This window comes from Methanohalophilus mahii DSM 5219, from assembly GCF_000025865.1.
GTDB classification, from domain to species: domain Archaea; phylum Halobacteriota; class Methanosarcinia; order Methanosarcinales; family Methanosarcinaceae; genus Methanohalophilus; species Methanohalophilus mahii.
In genome coordinates this window covers 667976-686359 of sequence record NC_014002.1, presented here as the reverse complement: position 1 = coordinate 686359, position 18384 = coordinate 667976, and the positions used below count along the sequence as shown (strand labels likewise).

General features: G+C 43.3%; 18 protein-coding genes and 1 tRNA gene. 3 read left to right on the top strand and 16 right to left on the bottom strand.

What is annotated here, in order from left to right; all coding sequences use genetic code 11:
- Nucleotides 1-9 precede the first annotated feature (9 nt).
- From MMAH_RS03315 to MMAH_RS03305, 3 genes are all read right to left on the bottom strand, one after another.
- Nucleotides 10-855, bottom strand: a complete 846-nt coding sequence (locus MMAH_RS03315; RefSeq protein WP_013037126.1) for a DMT family transporter — start codon at nt 853-855, stop codon at nt 10-12.
- A 102-nt stretch (nt 856-957) separates the two neighbouring features.
- On the bottom strand, nt 958-2034 hold the full coding sequence (locus MMAH_RS03310; protein WP_013037125.1) for a uroporphyrinogen decarboxylase family protein: 1077 nt from the start codon (nt 2032-2034) through the stop codon (nt 958-960).
- Nucleotides 2035-2336: 302 nt separating this feature from the next.
- Entirely contained in the window at nt 2337-3146 is an 810-nt protein-coding gene (locus MMAH_RS03305) for a ZIP family metal transporter (protein ID WP_048902247.1), read from the bottom strand.
- A 126-nt stretch (nt 3147-3272) separates the two neighbouring features.
- Between MMAH_RS03305 and MMAH_RS03300 the strand changes: the two genes are divergently transcribed.
- On the top strand, nt 3273-3428 hold the full coding sequence (locus MMAH_RS03300; RefSeq protein WP_013037123.1) for a hypothetical protein: 156 nt from the start codon (nt 3273-3275) through the stop codon (nt 3426-3428).
- A 437-nt stretch (nt 3429-3865) separates the two neighbouring features.
- Here MMAH_RS03300 and MMAH_RS03295 read toward each other — a convergent pair.
- The 5 genes from MMAH_RS03295 to MMAH_RS03275 all read right to left on the bottom strand — a co-directional run bounded on the left by MMAH_RS03295 (nt 3866) and on the right by MMAH_RS03275 (nt 6985).
- Nucleotides 3866-3937: transfer RNA gene (locus tag MMAH_RS03295), tRNA-Thr, on the bottom strand.
- Between the two features lie 65 nt (nt 3938-4002).
- Nucleotides 4003-4998, bottom strand: a complete 996-nt coding sequence (locus tag MMAH_RS03290; protein ID WP_013037122.1) for a class I SAM-dependent methyltransferase — start codon at nt 4996-4998, stop codon at nt 4003-4005.
- A gap of 4 nt (nt 4999-5002) precedes the next feature.
- The gene (locus MMAH_RS03285) at nt 5003-5614 is read right to left on the bottom strand and encodes a LysE family transporter (RefSeq protein WP_013037121.1); all 612 of its coding nucleotides are present in this window, start codon (nt 5612-5614) and stop codon (nt 5003-5005) included.
- Between the two features lie 49 nt (nt 5615-5663).
- Nucleotides 5664-6677 carry a transcription initiation factor IIB gene (locus tag MMAH_RS03280; RefSeq protein WP_013037120.1) on the bottom strand — a complete coding sequence of 338 codons (1014 nt, stop codon included), beginning with the start codon at nt 6675-6677 and terminating at the stop codon, nt 5664-5666.
- Nucleotides 6678-6724: 47 nt separating this feature from the next.
- Nucleotides 6725-6985: an H/ACA ribonucleoprotein complex subunit GAR1 gene (locus MMAH_RS03275; RefSeq protein WP_013037119.1), complete on the bottom strand. Its 261-nt coding sequence runs from the start codon at nt 6983-6985 to the stop codon at nt 6725-6727.
- A gap of 275 nt (nt 6986-7260) precedes the next feature.
- Here MMAH_RS03275 and ppdK point away from each other — a divergent pair, with 275 nt between their 5' ends.
- Nucleotides 7261-9918, top strand: coding sequence for a pyruvate, phosphate dikinase (ppdK, locus tag MMAH_RS03270; RefSeq protein WP_013037118.1), 2658 nt, complete (start codon nt 7261-7263; stop codon nt 9916-9918).
- A 16-nt stretch (nt 9919-9934) separates the two neighbouring features.
- Here the strand turns inward: ppdK and MMAH_RS03265 are convergent, their stop codons facing one another.
- The 5 genes from MMAH_RS03265 to dph5 form a co-directional block, all read right to left on the bottom strand.
- Nucleotides 9935-10828 (bottom strand): carbohydrate kinase family protein, encoded by an 894-nt coding sequence (locus MMAH_RS03265; RefSeq protein ID WP_013037117.1) that lies wholly within the window; start codon nt 10826-10828, stop codon nt 9935-9937.
- A 13-nt stretch (nt 10829-10841) separates the two neighbouring features.
- Nucleotides 10842-11186, bottom strand: coding sequence for a DUF555 domain-containing protein (locus tag MMAH_RS03260; protein ID WP_013037116.1), 345 nt, complete (start codon nt 11184-11186; stop codon nt 10842-10844).
- A 161-nt stretch (nt 11187-11347) separates the two neighbouring features.
- Nucleotides 11348-11629, bottom strand: a complete 282-nt coding sequence (locus tag MMAH_RS03255) for a DUF357 domain-containing protein (RefSeq protein WP_013037115.1) — start codon at nt 11627-11629, stop codon at nt 11348-11350.
- 10 nt (nt 11630-11639) lie between these two features.
- On the bottom strand, nt 11640-13274 hold the full coding sequence (locus MMAH_RS03250) for a helicase HerA domain-containing protein (RefSeq protein WP_013037114.1): 1635 nt from the start codon (nt 13272-13274) through the stop codon (nt 11640-11642).
- A gap of 46 nt (nt 13275-13320) precedes the next feature.
- The gene (dph5, locus tag MMAH_RS03245; protein ID WP_013037113.1) at nt 13321-14127 is read right to left on the bottom strand and encodes a diphthine synthase; all 807 of its coding nucleotides are present in this window, start codon (nt 14125-14127) and stop codon (nt 13321-13323) included.
- Nucleotides 14128-14269: 142 nt separating this feature from the next.
- Between dph5 and thsA the strand changes: the two genes are divergently transcribed.
- The gene (gene thsA / locus MMAH_RS03240) at nt 14270-15898 is read left to right on the top strand and encodes a thermosome subunit alpha (protein ID WP_013037112.1); all 1629 of its coding nucleotides are present in this window, start codon (nt 14270-14272) and stop codon (nt 15896-15898) included.
- Between the two features lie 24 nt (nt 15899-15922).
- On the opposite strand, the gene MMAH_RS03235 is transcribed toward thsA, so the two are convergent.
- The 3 genes from MMAH_RS03235 to MMAH_RS03225 form a co-directional block, all read right to left on the bottom strand.
- On the bottom strand, nt 15923-16501 hold the full coding sequence (locus MMAH_RS03235) for a DUF2119 domain-containing protein (RefSeq protein WP_013037111.1): 579 nt from the start codon (nt 16499-16501) through the stop codon (nt 15923-15925).
- A 7-nt stretch (nt 16502-16508) separates the two neighbouring features.
- Nucleotides 16509-17165 carry a S4 domain-containing protein gene (locus MMAH_RS03230; protein ID WP_013037110.1) on the bottom strand — a complete coding sequence of 219 codons (657 nt, stop codon included), beginning with the start codon at nt 17163-17165 and terminating at the stop codon, nt 16509-16511.
- A 110-nt stretch (nt 17166-17275) separates the two neighbouring features.
- Entirely contained in the window at nt 17276-18361 is a 1086-nt protein-coding gene (locus MMAH_RS03225; RefSeq protein WP_013037109.1) for an NADH:flavin oxidoreductase, read from the bottom strand.
- Nucleotides 18362-18384: the final 23 nt, after the last annotated feature.

Genomic DNA, 18384 nt, shown 5'->3' with positions numbered 1-18384 from the left:
ACCCGGGCCTCAAATCGAAATCAACACAATAGCCACCAATGCAGCCGCCACTCCCATCCATTGTTTCTGAGCAAGTTTTTCCTTCAGTATAAGCCAGGCCAACAGCACTGTGCCTGCAGGATAAAGGGACGAGGTGACCGAAGCAATATCCAGCCTGCCGGCCTGGGATGCAAGGGCATAGAAGGTATTTCCCCCGGTATCAAATATTCCTGCTACAAGAATCACAGGCAGCACACTGCGACCGGGCATCTCCACTGGGCCGGACAAGGCGATGAACACAAGTAAGACACCTACAGCCGCAATCCTGGCAGCAGTAAGAGGCCATAGAACCGCAGTTTCACTTACCATATCTATTGTAATAAAGAAAAGGCCAAAACCCATACCTGCTGCAAGAGGCAGGTACAGGTCTTTTTTCTGTACAGTGATCCCTTCACTGTCTGCGGCTATCAGCCATACAGCAATCAGGGCAACCACAAAACCCAGCAGTTTGTGGACTTCCGGCAAACCCTCAAAAAGGGCAGCATATATTACCGGCACACCTGCAGCCACAACTGCTGACACAGGTGCCACAAATCCCATTTTGCCAAGGGAGAGACCTTTGTAAAGGGATAAAAGAGCGATACTGATGAAAATACCCGCAAGAACTCCCCAAACCATACCGTCAAGAGGCGGAAACTTCTCCCCAATTATGTATGCAGAACCTGCTAGGAGAAATACGCCAATAGCCTGAGTAATCAAAACCACAGCATAGACATTTGCCTTCTTAGAGGCAAAACCTCCGCTAAAGTCACCAGCTCCCCAGGAAGCAGCAGAAATCAGCCCAAAAAATACAACGAGGAATTCAGCAGGAATCATGTTTTTGCTCCACAACTAATAGTATCTGCTAAACAATAACCTTGACAAGTATAAAGGCCTTATTGAAAATAAGAAAAAAACGAATAAGAAAAAAGAAGGAAATTATCTGTAACTTCCATACATCTGTGCAGCATCCATCATTGCCATAACCTTGATGGGAGAAGCATCCAGCGGGAATTCACAACCCGGAGCCAATATATAACCACCCGGTGAATCAATACCTTCTTCGATATTTTCCCGGCAGAGTTCCACAACTTCCTCGTAAGTACTGTTCAGGAACAATGGCGGATTGATATTACCACATATAACATCATAGTCACCAAATGCATCAATCTGGTTCTTGATAGGAGTTTCCGGGCCAAAAAGCCATACATATTTACCTGCCCAATCATTTTCCTCCCTCATTTTGGTATAGTAGGGAACGTTGCCATTCTGATTTGCACAGGGATGCATAAGTACAGCATGTATACCTAGTTCCTTGACGTGGTTATGAATCTTTTGCATGTATGGATAAGCAAACTCCCCAAACATCTGGGGTGAAATCATGGTATTTGATTCAGACGGACCTCCGTCAAAGGGAAGAAGGGATTGTGGACCGTATTTATCCGCAAAGTAGTCGAGTGCGTTTATGAACATATCACTCACTTTTTCAAGTAACTGGTGCACCTTATCAGGGTCAGTAAGTATCCATGAGAAAAATTCAGATGTCTCAGCTACCACCGATGCGGCAGTGAATGTACTACCTATCTGTACAGTGATGGGCATCCCGTGTTCTGCACATCTGGAAGCCACAATATCAGCCTGCTTGTACCCACCGGGAAGTTCTTCCTTAAAGTCAGGAACTTTTATATTCTCAATATCATCAATTGTATTTACAGGATGCTCTATGACATACGGTGCACCCTGGCCTTTTCCATAAGGAAAACCAATCTTACCTCCGAATTCCCAGGGCCCCAATGATGCATATCCATACATTGGTGTTTGCTCATAGCCGTGAAGACGCATTGATGCAAACTGTGCATCAAAGCATTTGTCCCCATCTGCATAGAAATCACCCAGAGATATTCCAGTAATTTTTGATGCATACCCGAGAATAAAAGGTACCACTGGTATGCGGTCCGGTTTTTGTCCGGACATGACAGCTGCCATGCGTTCAGGTGGTGTCATTCTTGAAGTCATTCCTAATTCCTCCTAAAAACTATATTTAATATTTTAATCTATTAGCTTAAAAACCTATTCTATATTTTTTAAAATGTGTGAATAAGTGAAAACAAATAACCAACTTACTTACTTACTTATTTCGTATCAGATAGGCTATAAAAAATAAAAATAGTAACATACAGAACTGTCAATTTGGAAAAGAAAAGAATTATCTATTTATTGAGTGAAAAATAGCAAATTTAAAACATAAATTAAGTAGACTTGATGGTTGAAATTTTATATTTGTATTCTACTTGCATATTATGCAAAACAACTTCTTGTTAGCCAAAAGATACATCAAGAATCATCATTACAACAAAACCTATCATTGCACCCATAGTTGCTAAAGATGCATTGCCACCTCGTTGTGACTCAGGAATGATTTCTTCAATCACAACGAAAATCATAGCACCCGCTGCAAAAGATAAAGCATATGGCAATATAGATTCGACTAAAATAACAGACCCGGCTCCAACAACAGCGGCTATTGGTTCTACTATTGCAGATGCTTGCCCATAAAAGAAACTCTTCAAACAAGTCATACCTTCACGCCTTAAAGGTAGAGAAATCACAAGTCCTTCTGGGAAATTCTGAATTCCAATTCCTATAGTAAGAGCCAAAGCACCTGCCAGGTTAGCAGATGCATGACCAACTGCCACTGCTCCGAATGCAACGCCTATAGCTAGTCCTTCAGGAATATTGTGTAATGTCACTGCAAGAACGAGCAAAGTACTTCGCTGCCAAGACGTTTTGATACCTTCTGCATCTTTTGATGGGCGACCATATTGAATATGAGGGAATAATTCATCCATTCCCTTTAAGAAAAGTCCTCCTAGAAGAAATCCAACAGCAGCTGGAAGCCAAACAGGAACTTGTCTCATTGATGACATTTCAATAGCAGGAGAAAGTAGTGACCAATAACTTGCGGCTATCATCACACCTGCTGCGAAGCCAAGCATGGTATCAAGAAACTTTCTATTAATTTCTTTGGTCAGAAATACACTTGCAGCTCCAAGTGCAGTAAAACTCCATGTGAAAAGTCCTGCAAGTAGAGCTTGTACTACCGGACTTAAATCTTGTAAAAAATCCACCACACTTCCAGATCCTCTATCCCTTTGATACTTATTTCAAGTCTGTTTTGAATTGGTTATTAATTTAACTATCGTGAAAAAAGCAGATATAAAATGAATTCCCATTTTTGTAGGGGGGACTTCGAAATGGGAATTGAAAACTATAATATTGAAAAATACATTCCGGACGATTTTTTGTCAACAGCATGGGCAGTAAAACATGTAAATATAAAACTTGCAGCAGGACTTATTCTACTTGTTCTCTATACTATTATTCTAACAAGGTGGCTAGGGGGCTTATAATAAGCTCATAGGAATTATTTGTATATTTAAATAAAAAAACTTAACATTAATAGTTACCTTTGAATTTTTCTGATAAAAAATATTATTCTAAAATAGGATAAGTAAACTCGGGTTTGTAGATTCTGCATATCGGACCTCATCACCATCAACATCTAATGTTTTTCACAAGTTCTAGCATATAATAGAGGATGTTATAACCCTGTAAACTGGTTTGATATTCAGCTTGCTCTTCACACAGGCAGATCAATCCCTTGTTTCGTAATTTATCCAGAAGGGAAAGGGATTTGGATAAAATGAAATTCAATTACAGGAGCAGAAAATCAGGAAATAATATATTGTACGAAGACTGGAAAAAAATGGGTACTACAATTACATACATTCTCTATGCAAATATTGCACGAATATTCAAATGTATACCCGTTTTCCGAGAGAATATAAGCCGTCGGGGGGATTCGAACCCCCGGCCTGCTGATTACGAATCAGCCGCTATACCACTAAGCCACGACGGCACATAGATGCGTATCCAGATACGGATATTAGGATTTAACCATTTCGCTATTTTGCCTGCATAATATCAATAGATCCGCATATCGATACATATGTTATACTGATGCGGGGCATACGAACGGACCGAGCGGGTAACCAGTACTTCAAATTCCCTGCCTGCTTTTTTTGCAGTCTCCTCGATCAGGCAAAGAGAGGGACCAAAAAGATCATCATCATGCGCCATTGCGTAATAATGGATAAGACCTCCGGGTTTTGTCAGGGCCACGGCCTCATCAACAAAATCACAGGCATTGTGAGGCAGGTTCATGATAACATGGTCTGCTACCTGACCCAGCATCCCCGGAAGGTCACGGGCGTCTGCCACAAAGGCTTCAACATTATCCAGCCGGTTGATTTCGATGTTTTTTTGCAGGTACTCAACTGCGTGCGGATTTTTATCAATCGCATACACATAACTACATTTTTTGGCCGCCGGGATACTGTATGGACCCACCCCTGCAAACATATCCACAACTACATCATCCGGTTTCAACTGCAAAACCACCCGTTGGCGTTCCGTGGAAAGCCTGGGAGTAAAATAAACCTTCGCGACATCCACCAGATACCTGTACCCATGATCCCGGTGCATCGTTTCAGTCCTGTCTTCCCCGGCAACCAGCCTGAACCTGCGTACCCGAAATTCCCCTGTGATCCCGGATTCCTCCTGTAAAACCACACGCAGACTCTTTCTAAATTCCAGCAGGGCCCGGGCAACCTTTTCAGGTTCCTCTTCATCGCCGTCAAGAATTGCAATATCCCCCACTATTTCAAAAGAGGGAGAAAAACCAAGCAAACTTTCAGGAGTGACCTGTTTCTTATTGGGTTGCAGGTCATGTTTTACCAGTTCTGCCGCATAGGGAAGATTTAAGCAGACCTCCTCCGGACAATCGTCAATAACAGGTACATACAGACAGGCATCATCCGCGGACAGCCTGTATGAATTATCCAGTAAATCCATCTCTGCCAATGCCTGCCTGACAGGCTCTCCAAACCGTTTTTTCACTTTCACACACAAGCATTCCATCAAATCACCCAAGAGCAAACCAGGTACCAAATCCCATCAGAAAAACCCCGCAACATGCAAGGACACCCCTGTATAAAGTTCCCGAAAAGAAACTTCTCGTCTTGCTAAGAGATGTGGAAACAAAGGTAAACCATCCAAGATCAGCCAGCCAGTGACCGATAATAAACATCACAGCAGCAAATATACCTATCTCCAAACCCCTGAGCACAAGTGCACTCCCTGCAGCCAGCCACCATACCCAGAAATAAGGATTGGAAGCCGAAGTTAGTATACCTGCAGAAACAGGGTTTGCCAGAACTCCACCGGATAACCCTGAATCAATAGATGTATTCCGGGACTGTATTATCGTAAGTAAACCAAATACAACAAGTACCAGACCCCCTACAAAAGATATAACGGACATTTCCCCGTCCCCAATAAGAGATGTAAGGCCCAGCACAATAAGAATACAAATTAAAAGTTCAATCAAAGCATGACCAAGGACAACTTCAGGCCCTGCCCTCCATCCTTTTTTCAAAGAACCCTCAATGGTGGCAAAAAGCATCGGACCTGGTACAAGCGCTCCTGTAAGACCTACTGCAAATCCCACAAACAGCATGTCCAGTATTGCAAACATGGATAGGGGAGAAAAGAAGTTGAAGGATATTAAAATTATCCTTCCATAATCAGAGGATTATCTCGATATCGAGTTCCTCTGCAAGTTCCTTATACCGATTACGGATAGTAACCTCTGTCACACCTGCCACATCTGCGACCTCACGCTGTGTACGGCGTTCCCCACACAGGATAGAGGCGATATAGATAGCCGCAGCAGCAACACCTGTAGGCCCACGTCCGCTTGTTAGTTCTTTCTCCGATGCCTGCCTCAGGATTTCTACACCGCGGGATTGCACCTCGCCTTTCAGGGTGAGGCCCGAACAGAACCTGGGCACGTAATCTATCGGGGAAGTTGGCATTAGTTTGAGGGACAATTCCCTTGAAATGAAACGGTATGTCCTACCAATTTCTTTCCTGCTGACCCTGGATACTTCTCCAATCTCGTCCAGTGTCCTTGGAACACTGCACTGCCTGCATGCCGCATACAGAGCAGCTGCGGCAACACCTTCAATACTGCGACCACGAATCAGGTTCTTGTCAACCGCTTTTCTGTAAACAACAGCGGCTGTTTCACGAACCGTCCTGGGAAGACCAAGGGCTGAGGCCATCCTGTCAAGTTCTGAAAGAGCAAACGCCAGGTTTCGTTCAGTTGCATTACTGACACGGATACGTCTCTGCCATTTCCTCAAACGATACAGTTGGGCACGATTCTTGGATGATATGGACTTTCCATAGGAATCACGGTTCCTCCAATCGATCATTGTGGAAAGACCCTTATCATGTATCGTGTAGGTCATCGGTGCACCCACACGGGAGCGCTTCATCCTCTGGTCATGATCAAAAGCCCGCCATTCAGGTCCTTCATCTACAAAATCAGCATCAACTACTAAACCACAATCCGCACATACAAGTTCTGCACGTTCATAATCCTGTTCAAGATTGCGGCTACCACACTCAGGGCACTCAAGTGCCTTATTCTCTACATCAGTATTCTTTTCCTTCTCACGACGTGCCTTTATCATAGCACGCATTTTTTCTCGTTCGGAAGTGTCTGAATACCTTACCCTTTCAACTTCTACCATGTATTGGACCTCTGCTTAAAATCACGGAATAAAAATGGAAACTTTTATTATTTGACATACACTTTTTCTCGGATCCAGCTTTTTATCTTCGAATCCGGTACGTCACTAAAAATTTTGACTACAATATAAGGCTGGGCGGTCGGACCTATTATATCGGAAACTTTGCCAATTCTTGCAACCTTCTTGTCCAGAACTGCCGACCCTTTCCTGGGCAAATCCTTTATATTACAGAAAGCCATGCTTTCGGAGCCTTTAACTATAAGTTTCCTGCCACCTATCAGGTGGGACACTACTCCAAGTCTTTTCATATGCATTTTTCCATTATATAAGGTAATTTGGAAGTATAAATAGATTGAATTAATTGTATATAAATGTATCGCAACACCTTTAATAGAAACCTATGCCATTCCCGGGCACAAAAGGAATGATTAAAACAAAATTAATTCCCTGCAAATTATTTCATTCTTGCTTCAAAACATAATGCATCGTTAAACCTTAATATAAAATGAACTATTGTGTCATCAACTAACAAACAGGATCCTACATATAATCAGGAATCTACATTTCCATGGGAGGAAAGTTAGTGGCAAATAAAAAATTCGTTTATCTTTTTGGAAATAATAAAACCGAAGGAAAAAACAGCATGAAAGATTTGCTGGGTGGTAAAGGTGCAAACCTCGCCGAAATGGCAAACCTGGGTATTCCGGTACCTCCAGGCTTTACAATTACCACCGAAGTGTGTGTGCTCTATACAAAAAACAATCAATATCCACCCGGAGTGCTTGATGAAGTGAATCGGGCTTTACAAAAGCTCGAAAAAGCAAATAACAAACAGTTTGGGGATCCGGACAATCCCCTTCTCCTTTCTGTTCGCTCCGGAGCAGGGGTTTCAATGCCTGGAATGATGGATACTGTTCTCAACCTCGGCCTAAATGACAAAACTGTCACAGGACTTGCAAAAAAGACATCTAACGAACGTTTTGCTTATGACAGTTACAGAAGATTCCTGACAATGTTCTCAGATGTTGTACTTGGAATACCTACTGAAAATTTTGAAAAACTAATTGAAGCAAGGAAAGAAGAACTTGGTGTAGAACTGGATACCGAACTGGACACGGATTCTCTCAAATACCTTGTCGAAAAATTCAAATCAATAATAAAGGACAATACAGGGGAAGAGTTTCCACAGGATCCCAGAAAACAACTCCAGATGGCAATCGATGCTGTATTCAATTCCTGGAACAACCAGAGAGCAATAAAATACCGCCGCCTGAATAATATACCTGACAATTGGGGTACTGCTGTAAACGTACAGAGCATGGTTTATGGAAACATGGGTGAAAAGTCCGGAACAGGTGTTGCTTTCACGCGTGACCCTGCTACCGGTGAAAAATGCTTCTTCGGCGAATTCCTCACAAATGCCCAGGGAGAAGACGTAGTTGCAGGGATCCGCACCCCACAACCCATCGAAGCACTCCAGGATAGCATGCCTGAGGTCTATGATGAACTGGTAGACATCTACAGGAAACTGGAAAATCACTTCCAGGACATGCAGGACATAGAGTTTACCATCCAGGAAGGTACTCTTTACATGCTTCAGACAAGAACCGGTAAGCGGACTGCAAAAGCAGCTCTCAGAATAGCCGTGGAAATGGAAAAAGAAGGTCTCATTGATAAAGAAACTGCAGTATCACGTATCGAAGCCTCACAGATAGATAAAGTCCTCCATCCAATGATAGATCCCGGTGCAAAACTCGATGTAATTGCTACAGGATTACCAGCATCACCAGGTGCAGCAGTCGGAAAGGTTGTATTCACAGCAGAGGATGCCGAAGAGAAATCCAAGGAAGGAAAACAGACTATCCTTGTACGTACTGAAACATCACCGGAGGATATCGGAGGAATGGCAGCTTCTGAAGGTGTACTCACTGTTCGCGGTGGAATGACATCCCATGCAGCAGTTGTTGCCAGAGGAATGGGTAAACCATGTGTTGCCGGTTGTGGCGGAATTACAATCGACATCGACAAAAAAGAATTCACCAATGGAAATGTTACTGTAAAAGAAGGAGACTATGTAACTATCGATGGCAGTACAGGAGAAGTCATACTGGGAGAAGTCAAACTCATTTCCCCCGAACTGAGTGATGAACTTGATACCATCCTGGGGTGGGCGGACAATATCAGGTCAATAAATGTCAGATCCAATGCCGATACCCCCCAAGATGCAGCAGTAGCAAGGGAATTCGGAGCTGAAGGTATAGGCCTTTGCCGTACAGAGCATATGTTCTTTGGCGAGGAAAGAATCCCTGTTGTTCGTGAAATGATAATGGCAGAAAGCAGCCTGGAAAGGAAACAGGCACTTGAAAAATTGCTCCCCATGCAAAAGGAAGATTTTACCGGAATATTCCGTGCAATGGAAGGCTATCCTGTCACAATCAGATTACTTGACCCGCCACTTCACGAATTCCTGCCCAACCATGAAGAACTCACGGAAAAACTACGCGAACTGAAAAGTAAGGGTGCCAAACAGTCAGAGATCGCTGAAGTAAACAGACTGATAGGTGGAGTAGAATCACTCAAAGAAGTCAATCCGATGCTTGGCCACCGTGGATGCCGCCTTGGCATTACTTATCCGGAAGTGTACGAGATGCAGGTCAAAGCTATTATTGAAGCAGCATGTGACCTGAAAAAGGAAGGGGTCGAAATTGTACCGGAAATAATGATCCCACTGGTCAGTCATGTCAATGAACTCAAGGTAATCAAGGAAACAGTGAAATCCGCTGCACAGGAAGTAATGGATTGTAACGGTTCAACCATCGATTATCTCGTGGGAACCATGATAGAACTACCAAGAGCAGCCCTGACTGCAGACCGTATCGCTGAAGAGGCTGAATTCTTCTCCTTTGGTACCAATGACCTGACCCAGACAACCTTCGGTTTCAGCAGGGATGATGCAGGTAAGTTCCTCCCGTCCTATATAGAGAACAATATACTGGAGCAGGACCCATTCGCAGTACTTGACCAAGAAGGAGTCGGAGAACTTGTCAAAATAGGTATTGAAAAGGGTAGAGACACAAATAGCAAACTCAAGATCGGTATTTGTGGAGAACACGGCGGAGAGCCTGCTTCTGTAAAATATGGCCATAACGTAGGACTCAACTATGTAAGTTGTTCACCATTCCGCGTGCCCATTGCAAGACTGGCAGCAGCCCAGGCCGTGATCGAGAATAAAAATAAATAAAACAAAAAAGAAGAGATCAGAGGGGCAATACTCCAAAGTTCTCTTCATATCTTTTTTTCATATCATTCCATGATGGAAGATTGGTTTGGCATCCAACACATTCTACTTCAAATGAAGCAACAGTTGCTCCTATTTTGCCACATACTTCAACAGGGAAACCTTCCCTGAAAGCCAAAAGAAATCCCGCTCTATAACCATCCCCCGCCCCGGTGGGATCCACAGCTTTTACGGCCACGATAGGAATATCGATTTTTTCATTTTTGCTATATATCTTACTTCCACTGGAATCACAGGTGACTACAACTGTTGATATGGATTTCTTCAGGTCATTTAAAGACTTCCCCGTCATCTCTTTTACACGCTTGACCTCATGTATATTGGCAAATAGAAGATCCGTATTATCCAGTATAGTAACCAGATGCTCTTTTGAGTAAGTAACGAGGTCCTGGCCCGGATCAAAAGAAACAAACTTTGATTTCTGGGCCACCCGGGCACTGAAACTTGCCTCAGAGGGTGCCAGATGGACAAAATCCAGCGCCGGAGCTTCCATATCAGGCAACTTTGAAGATGAACCCCAGTAAAAGTAGGATGATTGGTTATGATTTGGGTCAGTATAGACAAAAGCTTTGGTACTTTCCTCACCTTCTATATGGTAAAGGAGAGAAAGATCAACACCCAGACTATTCAGATGTTTTTCATAGCCACTTGTAGAAAAATCATCTCCTACAGCAGCAACCAAACGGGATTTACCGCCCAACTGCGCCATTGCTGCGGCAATATTTGCAGCACCCCCTCCGAAAAGTACTTCATAGCTTGTTATCGGATAGGATTCGTTTGGTGAAGCAATATGTTCTACTTCAAAAAGATAATCCAATGCCGCATGTCCTACAACATCTATAGGAGAGGACATTAGACCTCCAGCTTCATCTGACAAATTCTTCGACATCTATTACAGTAAGAGGTACATCCCTCAAGGTTCTTCCGATGACCGATTTGGCAATACGGGAAGCATGTTCGTCACTTTCAGCATCAAAAACTTTCATTTCCAGGATAAGGCCGACGATAGCGGTATTTGCTGCTATGAAAACACTACTAAAAGGTTCATTACAGGCAGGACAGAAAGTAGAACCCACATCAACTTCAACAAAATCAAGTTGGGGATTTAGCCTCTTTCCGGCTTCAGCAATTGCTACACCAATGGCATCATCTGCGCTTTTAACATCCCTTACCAACCAGGCAGCTTCAAGGGTTACATGATAACTCGGCATACTTTTCGTCTCCAGGTTTAAAACTTCTACATTCTCTCAAATTTAAACATCGCCATCAAAACTAATAAGCACAAATAGCATATTAAGCAATAAACTCAGTCATATTCGTTTCACTTATATTAATTCTCTGCTTAAACCGAATTTGGATAAGGAATGGCAGATCATATTGTAAATAACACATCATCATCTACATCAAAAATCCCAAGCCTTGCACCGGCATCCAGCCAAGCATGCCCATAGCTGAAACATACAAGGGCATTTACAGGATCCTCAATCTTAATGAAATGAAGACCATCATTGTAATAGGATTGGGCCATATTTAGATAATCATCTGCTACTTTCATAAAATGAGAATTGGCCCTTGGAGCAGGTCGTGCAAGCTTCAGGGCTTTTTTAAGCAATTTTTCATATCTTCCAACTTTCTCATTCAAATCCGCTGCCATTTATAACACCTTATTTACTTTCAGAGCCAAACAGCTTATTGAAAAGACCACCACTCTCTTTCTTGGGATTGCGGCTTGGTTGCCTTTTAGGTGGCGGAGATTGGGATTTTTTTTCTTCCACAGGTTTGGTTAAGGGCTCTGCTTTGGACTCTTTTTTGACACCCGGAGACACTTTCGAGGAGGATTTATTGAGAATTTCCACAGATTCCCCACCATGCCTGGATTTCCTCACACGTATATCCACAAGTATCGGGCGTTCAATATCATTGCTCACCAGCATTGCAATCCCGGGTGGCAGGCGTAACAATTCTTCCTCTACATAGGAATTTACACCCTCCAGACCTTTACTGATAGATTTAAGGTCATTGGGATTGGTAACTTTCAATATAATCTGGCTTCCACACTGTGAAAGTACATTTTTATCGACCCTTGCAGGCCTCTGGGAAATTACCAGCATCCCCAAACCAAACTTTCGCCCTTCAGAGGCTATTGTTCGGAGAATTTCGGAACTGGAACTCTTGCTATATCCTCTTTCAGGAGCAAAATTATGGGCTTCTTCCACAACCAGCATTCCCGGAGGAATCGTGCCAAGTTTGCGAGCTTCAAAAAGAGCATCGCAGAGTTGTGCAACAATCATTGTCTGTATATGCGGGGGAACCCCCTTCAGGTCAATAATCGAAGCCTTTCCATCCTGCATTAATTCTTCAACCGGAGTGGGTTGAGGTGAAAGTATATCCAGCTGATTAATATCTTCAAGTAAATTAATTACATTCCAGCGGGCTTTGCTTTCATTATTGCTGACTTCCCTTATTATATCATCAAGGAAATAGGTTTCCACGTCAGCACGCAACCTGTGTACAGCTTCATAGAGAATGCCTGAATGAGTACTGTTAAAATTATCAGGAAATAAAGTCATCAGTTCACTGGGAGTAAGATTAACCCCGTTTAACCTGAAAAGATGATCTGCATTTGGATTAATTGATTTATCGGCAGGAGTATAAACCTGTATTCTGGAACCGTACCCTTTGGGTTTTATACCGTATTTTTTAAGGTCACCGGCATTTCCACTGGCCGATTCTTTAATCGAAGAATACTCACTGTGAGGATCAATTATCAACATGGGTACATTATGATCAAGTAATTCTTCAAGGATTACTCCGGCAGTATAAGACTTACCACTACCGGTTTTTGCAAGGATGCTACAGTGTTTCTGCACAAGACTGTTTACATTAAGGTGTACAGGAATACCGGTACCTTCAAGCAATCCGATATACATGTCATCTCCCACAAGACCCAGTGTATCTCTAATAAGTGTATCATCTGCCAGATAGACCTGATCCCCGGGACTGAAAGGACTCATAGGCGCTCTTAAAAGACCACGATCATCCCTGCTTCCTATTATTGTGGCAGAGGCCACTATACGGTCATCATTTCGATCTTTTCTCTGCCCTTTTTTAGCTTCTTCCAGAGAATATTTTTCACTGGAGCGCACAATTGACAACACCTGTGCAAGTATCCAGCCATCTGTCTCATGCCATATTTTGACATAATGCCCTCTCAGAACTGCCGTACTGTCTGATATCAGGAACTTGAAATTAAGAGTTCCTGTTTCACCGAATATGACTCCTACTGAACCACGTACCATATTATACTCTCACTAAGTAAATGATTTTTACTCAAAATACTTCAAATTAATTTTTGTCCTCTACTTCAAGGATAGATCCGGGTGCACCCGCAAGTTTAACAAGGGATTCAGCCTCGACAAAATGCAGATCTGCCGGGATCGCTACAATATGCAGGGGAGAACCAAAATCGTAAATTTTGAGATTTTCAGCAAAATCTGCCTTTACAATAGGTTTTTCAGAACCTGCGTTTGCAATCCCTACAGCTATTGAGCCTTTTATGAGATTTTCACCTCTTTTTTCATCTACCTGAAGCAAAAGGTCAATTCCCTGATTAACCGTCATATACCCCTTATTCATATCAATATCAAGAAATACAGCCGTATGCAGACCCATCTGCCTGTTGCGTAGAATAGTATCATAGGGAGTTTCAGAAATAATGGTATTTCCCCGGGTGCTCGTGTATGGATGAGGAATGGTTGCGGCTTTACCAAACCTGTAATTCTGAAGGCCGGTCAGACCGCATATGGCAGAGACTATGGAAGAGCCGTGGATCAAACGGGTTTCAATGCCCTTCTCCATTGCTCTGAGACGGATATCTACATGAGTAGTGGATACCATCGTGTCCCCGCCTGTTAGAAAAGCTATATCAATCTCTTTTGCTTCTTCCAGCCACCAAGGATCTTGTTCTACCTGCGGTCTGTCAAGAACGTGTATTTCCCTGCCATACATGTCTTCCATCTTTTCTTTATCCGCACCCATCAATCGGGAAGTGTAAAATTCCACATACACCTTATTAGCATTTTTTATAACTTCAAGCCCCTTTACAGAAACATCCTTTTCATCAAATAACCCAAGTCCGACAAAATAAAGCATAGGCTTTATAAGAGCCCGCTCTATATATTAAAGGTTTTGAAAAGGCTAGCAATCGCAAAGAGTTACTACGAAATGTATTTATAGAACCACAGACAGTTAGATTTCTTTATATACAGATTATTCATCAGGAGGTTCAACATCAATGCCAGGACATTACGGCGGACAACCCGCCTACATCATGGATCCCCGCACCGAACACAAGCAGGGAAGAGATGCTTTATCCGTAAACATCGCCGCAGCAAAGGCAGTAGCAAACATTGTTAGGACTACCCTTGGGCCCAAAGGTATGGACAAAATGATGGTAAACTCCATTGGAGACATAGTCCTCACCAACGACGGAGCCATGATCCTCAAGGGAATGGATATCGAGCATCCAACTGCCAAAATGATCGTAGAGGTTGCCCGTACCCAGGAAGAGATTGCAGGTGATGGTACAACCAGTGCAGTTGTAACTGCAGGTACATTACTTGACAAAGCATCCGATCTTATAGAAGAAGGTGTACATGCACGCGTTCTTGTAAGAGGATTCGAAAATGCAGCTGAAAAAGCTCTGGAAATTCTCAATGAATTTTCCATAGATGTAACCGAAGGAAACAGGGAAGCTCTTGAAAAGATAGCCAGCACTTCTATGTCAGGAAAGGCTTCCGAAACCAACAAGGAGATACTTGCAGCACTTTGTGTGGATGCAATCCTGCAGATTAGCAAAAAGGGTAGTGTCAATGTAGACAACGACATAATCCTCAGACAGGAACCTGGAAAAAGTGTCAGTGAAACAGAGATCCTCGATGGCATAATGCTCAACAAGTACAGGGTACACCCTGGTATGCCAAAAACTGTAAAGGATGCAAAGATCGCTATTATAGACACACCTCTTGAAACCCAGAAAACATCAAACACATCCAAATTACAAATTAGCAATGCTGATGAAATGCAAGATTTCCTCGCCCGTGAAGAGGATGATTTCAAGCAGATGGCTGACCACATCATCCAGAGCGGGGCAAACGTCGTAATATGCTCCAAGAATATCGGTGACAAGGTAGCACATTACTTGCAAAAGAGCGGTGTTATGGGTATCCGCAGGGTCAGTGATGATGATATAAAGAACCTGTCCTATGCAACCGGGGCAAAAATCGTGAAAAGGGTCTTCGACCTCAGTGAAGAGGATCTGGGACATGCAGGTGAAGTCGGAGAAGAGGGAGAGTCCACCGTTGCCAAGATATTCATAAAGAAATGTGAAAATACAAAGGTAATTACCATTCTGCTTCGTGGAAGTACCGAGCATGTCACGGACAATCTGGAAAGGGCCTTTGATGACGCACTCCATGTTATCAACTCAGTCTTCGAGGATGGTAAGATCGTGGCAGGGGGCGGTGCAGCAGAAGTGGAAATTGCCCAGAGACTGCGCCACTATGCTTCAACCATAGGTGGAAGGGAGCAACTGGCAATCACTGCATTTGCCGATGCCGTAGAATCCATACCCATGGCTATTGCCGAAAACGGTGGAATGGACGCGACATCCGTAATCCTGAAACTGCGTAATGCACATGTCGAAAATCCCAATATTGGATTGGACATCTACAGCGGCGACTATCTTGACATGGTTGAGAAAGGAATCGTTGATCCCCTTCGGGTTAAGACCCAAACTATAAGATCTGCTTCAGAAGTTGCAACCATGATTCTCAGGATCGACGATATGATGAGGGCACAGAAAAAAGATATGATGGATGTCAACCCCGAACATAACATCCATAACTACAACAGGCCGTTCTAAATGGCCATCTGGCCTGTGACATATTCACAGGCCATAAAACTTTTTGTAATCTTCAATTGCCTTAAGAGCCGCAGATGGATACTTTTTTTTCAAAAAGGCAATAAAATCATCCCGACCCTTACACTCTTTCATCCTGGCAAGCATATGAAGTGCAAGTTCATATGATGCAGGATTATCCCTTTGGACCTCCAGAGATAGGCAGAGGGCCTCTTTGGGGAAATGTAGTCTGATATGAGGAGACACCGAACCAAGCAGCAGGCCTTCTTCCAGCACACTGTAAGGAGGAACCCCTGTCCTGGAAATACGATCCCTTCCGGCAAGTTTATGGAAATTCTGCTTTGAATAGGAATGAATCTCAATATATATCTCAGGCGCACAATTGTTCACAAAAACAGGAATTTTAGAACCGGGACCTTTGTAATAGCCTTCCTGAAGAGTTGAGAGGTACCTGCCCCGATCAACAAGAGGAAACAGAAAAAGAGAACCTGATAGTGGAGGCTGCAACTTCATCAGGAGGCTGGAAGTGTCTTTCCACTCCCCACCATGCATCCCTGCAGCAAAAAGCCTGTAAGGCCTGCCCTTGCCATAAAATTTGAGCAGCATAACTTCCTCATGTCTTTTTTGCCACTACGTAAAATTCCCTCTGGGCAGAATCCAGGACTTCCAGGACTTCGATACCCAGCGATTTTATATTTTCAACCAGGCGGTTTTTATTCCTTCCTCTGCCCAGCTTAATTACCTGAAAAATCATTCCACCTTCCTTGAGAAGAGGAAGCACCTTACCGAGAGCCTCTATTGAAGCCTCTGGCTCAAGAGTCATATCGGTAAGCAATACGTCAAAGGGACTTCCCGGTATTTTCGAAGTAGGCATCGTAAATACATCATCAAGGATTATGGTTATATTTGGATTTTCATAAGCCAATCTTCCAAGTTCTGAGCGAAAATGGCGGCTGTATTCAATCCCTACAGCATTTGCACCGAGTTCACATGCAAACATCAGGAAACCTCCGGCACTGGAACCCAGATCCAATACGCTATCACCTTCTTTGATCAAATCGAATTTTTCCTGTATGTTACGAAGTTTAAAATATCCCCGGGGTTTATCGAGCCCTTCATCCACTTCTATTTCATTGAACTCGGACACTTCACGGGAAGATTTCGTTATAACGTTCCCATCAACTTTCACATGGCCTTCACTTATTGCCTTCTTGGCCCTTCCCCGGGAACTGAAAAAGCCGGTTTCTATAAGATATACATCAAGTCGCATGAGTTACAAGATGTACAACGCCCTATATATAGGGTAAGTTGACCTGCAGAGAAATTAAGAATGTTTATGACGGCAGGTATTTCTTGCTTATTATTAAAATGATGCTGTTTTTAAGAGTCGAAATCATAATTGCACCTAATGCCACCTTTATCAAAACAACGGTTACATGAAACACAACGTGCCCCATCTGCTCCTTTTTCCAGTTTTTTCACAAGGTCTGGTTCACTGATGAACGGACGACTCATGGAGACCATATCCGCATAAACCCTTAAGACTTCATCCATAACGGCTCTTGTGCGGATACCTCCTACCAGTATTACAGGTATACTTACAGTGTCCTTTATCATTTTGGCATAGCGTCTGAAGTAGGCTTCCTTTTCCTCTGTATCAACCCCGGGCTGGGACATTACAGAACCAGCCTCAACAATTCCACCACTTACCTCTATGGCACATACCCCTGCTTTTTCAAGAAGGGCAGCAATTTCCACGCATTCAGGTGCATCCAGGCTAATATGACCAGAATATATATCGAAACCATCGGTTGCATTCAGTTTGACCATTACAGGATAATCGGCGGAGACATCCTCCCGGATACGGCGCACTATCTCGGTGATTATACGTGTACGGTTTTTAACAGAGCCCCCCCATTTATCCTCACGCCTGTTGGTATAGGGTGAAATAAAACTGCTCAGCAAAAAACCATGGGCACAGTGCAGTTGTACTCCATCAAAACCTGCCTCTTTTGCCCTGCGGGTAGCATTAACAAAATCATCAATGGTTTCCAAGATCTCTTCTTCAGTCATTGCCCTTGGGAGTTTACCTGTGGAACTGTCTTCAACCTCAGAAGGAGCAAGCAGAGGATAACCGTGCTGTGCCATTGATTGTCGTCCTCCATGTACAATCTGGAGTACGATTTTACTCCCAGAGGAATGGACCCTCTCAACAATCTTCCTGTACGGTCCTATGAATCGGTCATCATAGATACCCTGCTGCAGATCATCGCTTTTCCCAGCAGGATTTACGTAGGAATATCCCGTTACAATAAGTCCAACCTCGTTTTTGGCCAGCTCTTCATAGATATCCCCTATGGATGCTGTGGGTGTACCGTCTTCCTCTGCCAGCCATTCATGGGTTGCTGAGCGTACAAATCTGTTCGGGATGGATAAACCTTCAATATTGATCGGATCGAATAGCATAGTTCAATATTCATGCTCCCAGG